General features: G+C 68.7%; 3 protein-coding genes. All 3 read right to left on the bottom strand.

Going from position 1 to position 5,427, the window contains the following annotated elements; all coding sequences use genetic code 11:
• Positions 1-33 precede the first annotated feature (33 nt).
• Positions 34-1,068 (bottom strand): cation diffusion facilitator family transporter, encoded by a 1,035-nt coding sequence (locus WAW17_RS26910; protein WP_422335916.1) that lies wholly within the window; start codon positions 1,066-1,068, stop codon positions 34-36.
• Positions 1,065-1,487 carry an ArsR/SmtB family transcription factor gene (locus WAW17_RS26905; RefSeq protein ID WP_422335915.1) on the bottom strand — a complete coding sequence of 141 codons (423 nt, stop codon included), beginning with the start codon at positions 1,485-1,487 and terminating at the stop codon, positions 1,065-1,067. Before WAW17_RS26905 ends, WAW17_RS26910 begins: the two co-directional genes overlap by 4 nt.
• Before the next feature lie 92 nt (positions 1,488-1,579).
• A partial coding sequence (locus WAW17_RS26900) for an amino acid adenylation domain-containing protein (protein WP_422335914.1) occupies positions 1,580-5,427 on the bottom strand: 3,848 nt, incomplete at its 5' end.

Genomic DNA, 5,427 nt, shown 5'->3' with positions numbered 1-5,427 from the left:
CGGACCCTGGTGATTCGTCTCGCCCCTGATGCGTCAGTGTTTGCCGACGGCGACGGGTCTGTGAGCGGGATAGGCGTGGACGAGTGCGGTGGACAGTTTCGGCACCGCGTGGGTAAGAGTGTGTTCGGCCTCGTGCGCGAGACGGTGGGCGTCGGCGAGGCTGGTGTCGGGGTCGATGTCGAGTTCGACATCGGCGTGCAGTCGGTGCCCGATCCACCGCATCCGCACACTGCGCACACTGCGCACCCCGGGTTCGGCGGACAGCGATCCCTCGGCGGCATCGACGAGTTCGGGGTCGACACCGTCCATCAGACGACGGAACACGTCCCGCACCGCGGTGCGCAGCACGGCGACGATCGCCACCGTGATCACCAGGCCGACGATCGGGTCCGCCAGCGGGAAACCGAGCGCCACGCCGCCGGCGCCGAACAGCACCGCCAGCGAGGTGAATCCGTCCGTGCGGGCGTGTAGTCCGTCGGCGACGAGGGCCGCGGAGCCGATCTGGCGGCCGACCCGGATGCGGTAGAGGGCGACGAGTTCGTTGCCGAGGAATCCGACGAGCCCGGCCGCGGCGACCCAGCCCACGTGTTCGATCGGGACCGGGTTGATCAGCCGGTGCACCGCCTCGATGCCGGCGATCACCGCGGACAGGGTGATCATCGCGACCACGAACAACCCGGCCAGGTCCTCGGCCCGCCCGAAACCGTAGGTGTAGCGGCGGGTGGCCGCCCGCCGGCCGAGCGCGAACGCGATCCACAGGGGGATCGCGGTCAGCGCATCGGAGAAGTTGTGCACCGTGTCCGCCAACAGTGCCACCGACCCGGACACCGCCACGATCGCGAGCTGCGCGATCGCGGTGACACCCAGGGCGACCAGGCTGATCTTCACCGCCCGGATGCCGATGGCGCTGGACTCGAGGGCGTCGTCGACACTGTCCGCGGCGTCGTGACTGTGCGGGGCGAACACCTCCCGCACCGCGGCACCGAACCGGCCACCACGAGCGTGGCCGTGGCCGTGCCCGTGTCCGTGGCCGTGACTGGCCGGGGCGGATTTCGGGGTGTGACTCATGCTGGGTTCTCCCCGACGCGAACCGGCGGCCCGGCGATATCGGATTCGGGATGCAGGATGCGCAGATCGTCGCCGGTGCGGTGATGGCCGGGCACCCCTGGCCCGGCATGCTCGGCATTGAACACCGCATCGGTGACCAGCTGGCGGACGTGATCGTTCTCCAACCGGTAAATCACCTGGGTGCCCTCCTTCCGGGTGCGGACCAGCCGCGCCATCCGCAGCTTCGCCAGATGCTGCGACACCGAGGGCGCCGGCTTCCCCACATGCTCGGCGAGGTCGTTGACCGAGCACTCGCGATCCACCAACGCCCACAACACCTGCACACGCGTTGAATCGGCCAGCATCCGGAACACCTCGACCACCAGATCGACCTGATCGTCCGGCAACCGCCGCCGACATGAACCACTATCTGCATTCATACGCAAACAATAACGTTGACGCGACGCCGTCGCCACCCTGGCGTGCTCGGTTGACGGCGAGATGACGCCGTATGGGCGCCGTCGCCTCCCGCTCAGCGAACGCCGGCGAGGACGGCGCGAAGGGCGCTGTCGAACCGGCGGATTGTGGCCTCGTCGAACAAATCGGTGGCGTAGAGCACCTGCGCGTCGATGCCGTGGACGTCTCCGGCGGCGTCGCGGCGCTCGGTGAAAAAGAAATGCAGATCGCACTTGGCGATGTCGGGCGGCCGCGGCGTGATCGTGAAATGCAGGCCGTCGACGTCGAGTTCGGCAGGCGGGAAGTTCTCGAAGGACATCGCGATCTGAAAGAACGGATGCAACGCGGCGGATCGAGGTGGGTCCAGAATCGAGATCAGGTCGTCGAGCGGCACGTCGCTGTTCGCATGGGCGCGCAGTTCGGTATCGCGTGCGGCAGCGATCACCTGGTCGAAGGTCATCGTCGGTTCGACCCGGGTGCGCAGCACCAGGGTGTTGACGAACATTCCCACCAAGTTGTCGAGTTCGGGGTTTCCGCGTCCTGCGACGGGCACACCGACGGCGATGTCGGGATCGCCGGTGAGCCGGGCGAAGGTGACTGCGACCGCCGCACGGAGCGCGGTGAAGACTCCGGTGCCGTGTCTGGTGGCGGCGGCGTGCAGGGTTCGGTGGGTGGAGGCGTCGAGAGTGAAGTTCCACCGGGCGCCGCGATGCGACCATTCCGTGGGGCGGGGTCGGTCGGTGGGCATGGGGAGGTGACCGCGCAGCCCGGCCAGTTCGTTGCGCCAGAACGCGGCCTGCGTGGCCAGGGCGCTGTCGGGGGTGTGCGGTTCGCCGAGCAGCGCCAGCTTCCACAGCGTGTAGTCGACGTAGTCGGTCCGCGGGGTCGACCAAGCGGGTGCGGTTCCAGCGGCGCGGGCGGTGTACGCGTGGACGAGGTCACGGGCGAGCAGGGCCAGGGACCAGCCGTCGACGGCGATGTGGTGGAGCGCGCAGGCGATCACGTGATGATCGGGGCGGTGCCGAACCACGCGGATACGCACCGGAGGGTGCACGCGAACATCGAACCCGTCGTTGAGGATATGCCCCAGGGCGTCGCCGGAGGCAACGGTGACCGGTGTCAGGTCCGGGAGGCCGGCGTCGACGTCGAGGACCCGTTGGCAGGGCCCGGAGTCGGTATCGGGGTAGACGGTCCGCAGGGTGGGGTGGCGTGCTAGCAGATCCGCGACCGCGTGAGAGAGTGCCGAGTGGTCGAGCGGGCCATGGATGTCGATCGTGAACGGCAGATTGTAGTGCCCGCGGTCGGTGATCGTGCGGTCGATCCCCCGCTGGGTGGGCGACAGCGGAATGTGCTGCGGCACAGCGATATCGCCGAGGATCGGAGTGTCGGCCCCCGTGTCGGGTGCGGTCAGGCGTGCCGCCAGCGCTGCCACGGTGGGGGCATCGAACACGTCCCGGAGTCCGATCACGGCCCCGGTCCGCTCGTGGATTCGTCCGACGACACGGGTGGCGGACAGCGAATCGCCGCCGAGGTCGAAAAACGAATGGTCGGCACCGACGCCGGTGACCTCCAGGACATCGGCGAAGATCTCGGCCACCAATTCCTCGTCCGGAGTACTCGGCTGTCGGTAGCGGGCCGAACCGGTGAACCGTGGAGCGGGCAGCGCGCTGCGGTCGAGTTTGCCGGTCGGGGTGAGCGGTACCGCGTCGAGCAACGTGATCGAAGCGGGAACCAGGTTCCGCGGAAGGCGTTTGGACGCCCACTCCCGCAGTTCCTCGGTGCTGACCGTCACCGACCCTGCCGTGGTGACGTAGGAGAGCAGGACGTGGTGACCGGAGGGGCGCCGGTGCACGGTGCTGGCGGCGAAGCGCACCGCGGGGTGCTCACCGAGAACGGAGTCGATCTCGCCGAGTTCGATGCGGACGCCGTGAATCTTGACCTGACCGTCGGTGCGTCCGAGGAACTCGAGCTCACCGGAATCGGTCCACCGGACCCGGTCGCCGGTGCGGTACATCCGCATTCCGGGGGCGCCGAGTGGGTCGGCGACGAACGCGGCGGCGGTCAGTGCCGCCCGAGCTCGGTAGCCTCGGGCCAGTCCCGGTCCGGCCAGGTACAGCTCCCCGGCCGCTCCGGGTGGCAGCGGCTGCAGGCGGCAGTCGAGTACGACGGCCCGCACCCCACGCATGAGTGGTCCGATCGTGATCGGTGCACCGGGCTGCAGCGGCTCGGTGAGGGTGACGCTGCAGGTGGTTTCGGTGGGCCCGTACGCATTGCGCATCACCCGGCTTGTGCCCCAGGTCTGAACCAGTTGTGGTGGGCAGGCCTCACCGCCGGACAGGACCAGCTTCAGGTCGGGTAGATGGGCGGAATCGACGGTCGCGAGCACGGAGGGTGTGGCGAGCAGGTGGGTGATGCGCCGGGCACGCAGGAGTGCGGTGAGCTCGTCTCCTCCGACCGCGGCGGCAGACGCGACGACCAGGGTGGCGCCGGTGATCGCCGCGGCCAGCATCTCCACCAGTGCGGTGTCGAAGGTCGGTGATGTCAGGTGCAGCACCCGGGATCGGGCGGTGATCGCGTATTTGTCGCGGATTTCCTGGGCGAGGTTCGCCAGGCCGGTGTGGGTGACGACGACACCCTTCGGGGTTCCGGTCGACCCGGAGGTGTAGATCACGTACGCCGGATGCTCGGGCCGCACCGGGGTGGTGCGCTCGCGGTCGTCGATCGGCAGCGGATCGTAGGGTTCGAGTAACGCCCCCGCTCCGGGACCGTCCAGGGGTAACCATTCGAGCGAGTCCGGGAGCCGGTCACGGGACGCGGCGGTAGCCAGACCGAGTCGTGCACCGCAGTCGGTGACCGTGTGGGCAATGCGGTCGATCGGGTGGCTCGGGTCGATCGGGACCCACGCGCCACCGGTCTTGGCGATCGCCCACAGTGCGGTGACGGACTCGGCCGATCGTGGTGCGGCGACGGCGACAAGGGATTCCGGGCCGATACCGCGTCCGATCAGTGCCCGTGCCAATCGGGTGGATCGTTCGTCGAGTTCACGGTAGGTGACGACAGTGCCGTCGGCCGACTGAAGCGCCGGCGCGGCGGCGCCGTGTGGGAGGGCGGAGGTCAACAGCACGTCGAGCGTGGTGGGTGGCGCATCGGCGGACCCCTGAACCGGCGCGAAAACTCGGCGCTCGCCGGGGACGAACACATCCAGGTCACCGACCGGGAAGGAGGGGAGCTCGGCGGTGAACCGGCTCAGGTAAGTCATGAATCGTTGATGGTGTGCGGCGAGATCGTCGTCGTCGTAGACCGATCGGTTCGCTTCGAAGTCGATCCGCGGCAACACGGCATCGGATCCGGGGTACACGTTGACTGCCAGGTCCATTACCGGTCCGGTGGTCAACACCCGTATGCGACCGGTGACCGTGCCCAGCGAGATCTGTTGCGCGAACATCATCAGGTTGATCACCGGCCCGAAGTGGGTGGGATCAGCGCGACCCGAGGAAAGGTCGCGGCCGATGTCTTCGCGCCGGTAGCGTTGATGGCGCAGTGCCCCGATGATCGCCGTCTCGGCGTTGCGGACGGCCTCGGCGATGGACACCGAGCGCACCCGCCGCAGTCGCAGCGGGACGACATTCGACACCGACCCCGCTGAACGACGCAGTGCCGCTGTGGTTCTGGCTGTTACCGGAAGCGCGAGCAGAATGTCCTCGGTGCCGGTCATCGCCGACAGGAAGGCCGCGAAGGCGGCCACCACGATCGCCGTGAACCCCATGCCTCCGCGGGTGAGGTACGCGTTCACGCGTGCGGGCACCGGCGCTCCGACCACCACGGCCGGGCTCTCCGGGAGAGGGGTTCCGCGGCCCAGGCTGACCGGGTCGGGCAGGTCGGTGGTCTGTTCGGCCCAGAAATCTCGGTCCCGGGATCGGCGAG

Origin of the sequence: Rhodococcus sp. (in: high G+C Gram-positive bacteria), from assembly GCF_049286785.1 — a bacterium.
In the GTDB taxonomy this organism is placed as follows: Bacteria; Actinomycetota; Actinomycetes; order Mycobacteriales; family Mycobacteriaceae; genus Rhodococcus_F.
This window is presented reverse-complemented; position numbering and strand designations above follow the sequence as displayed.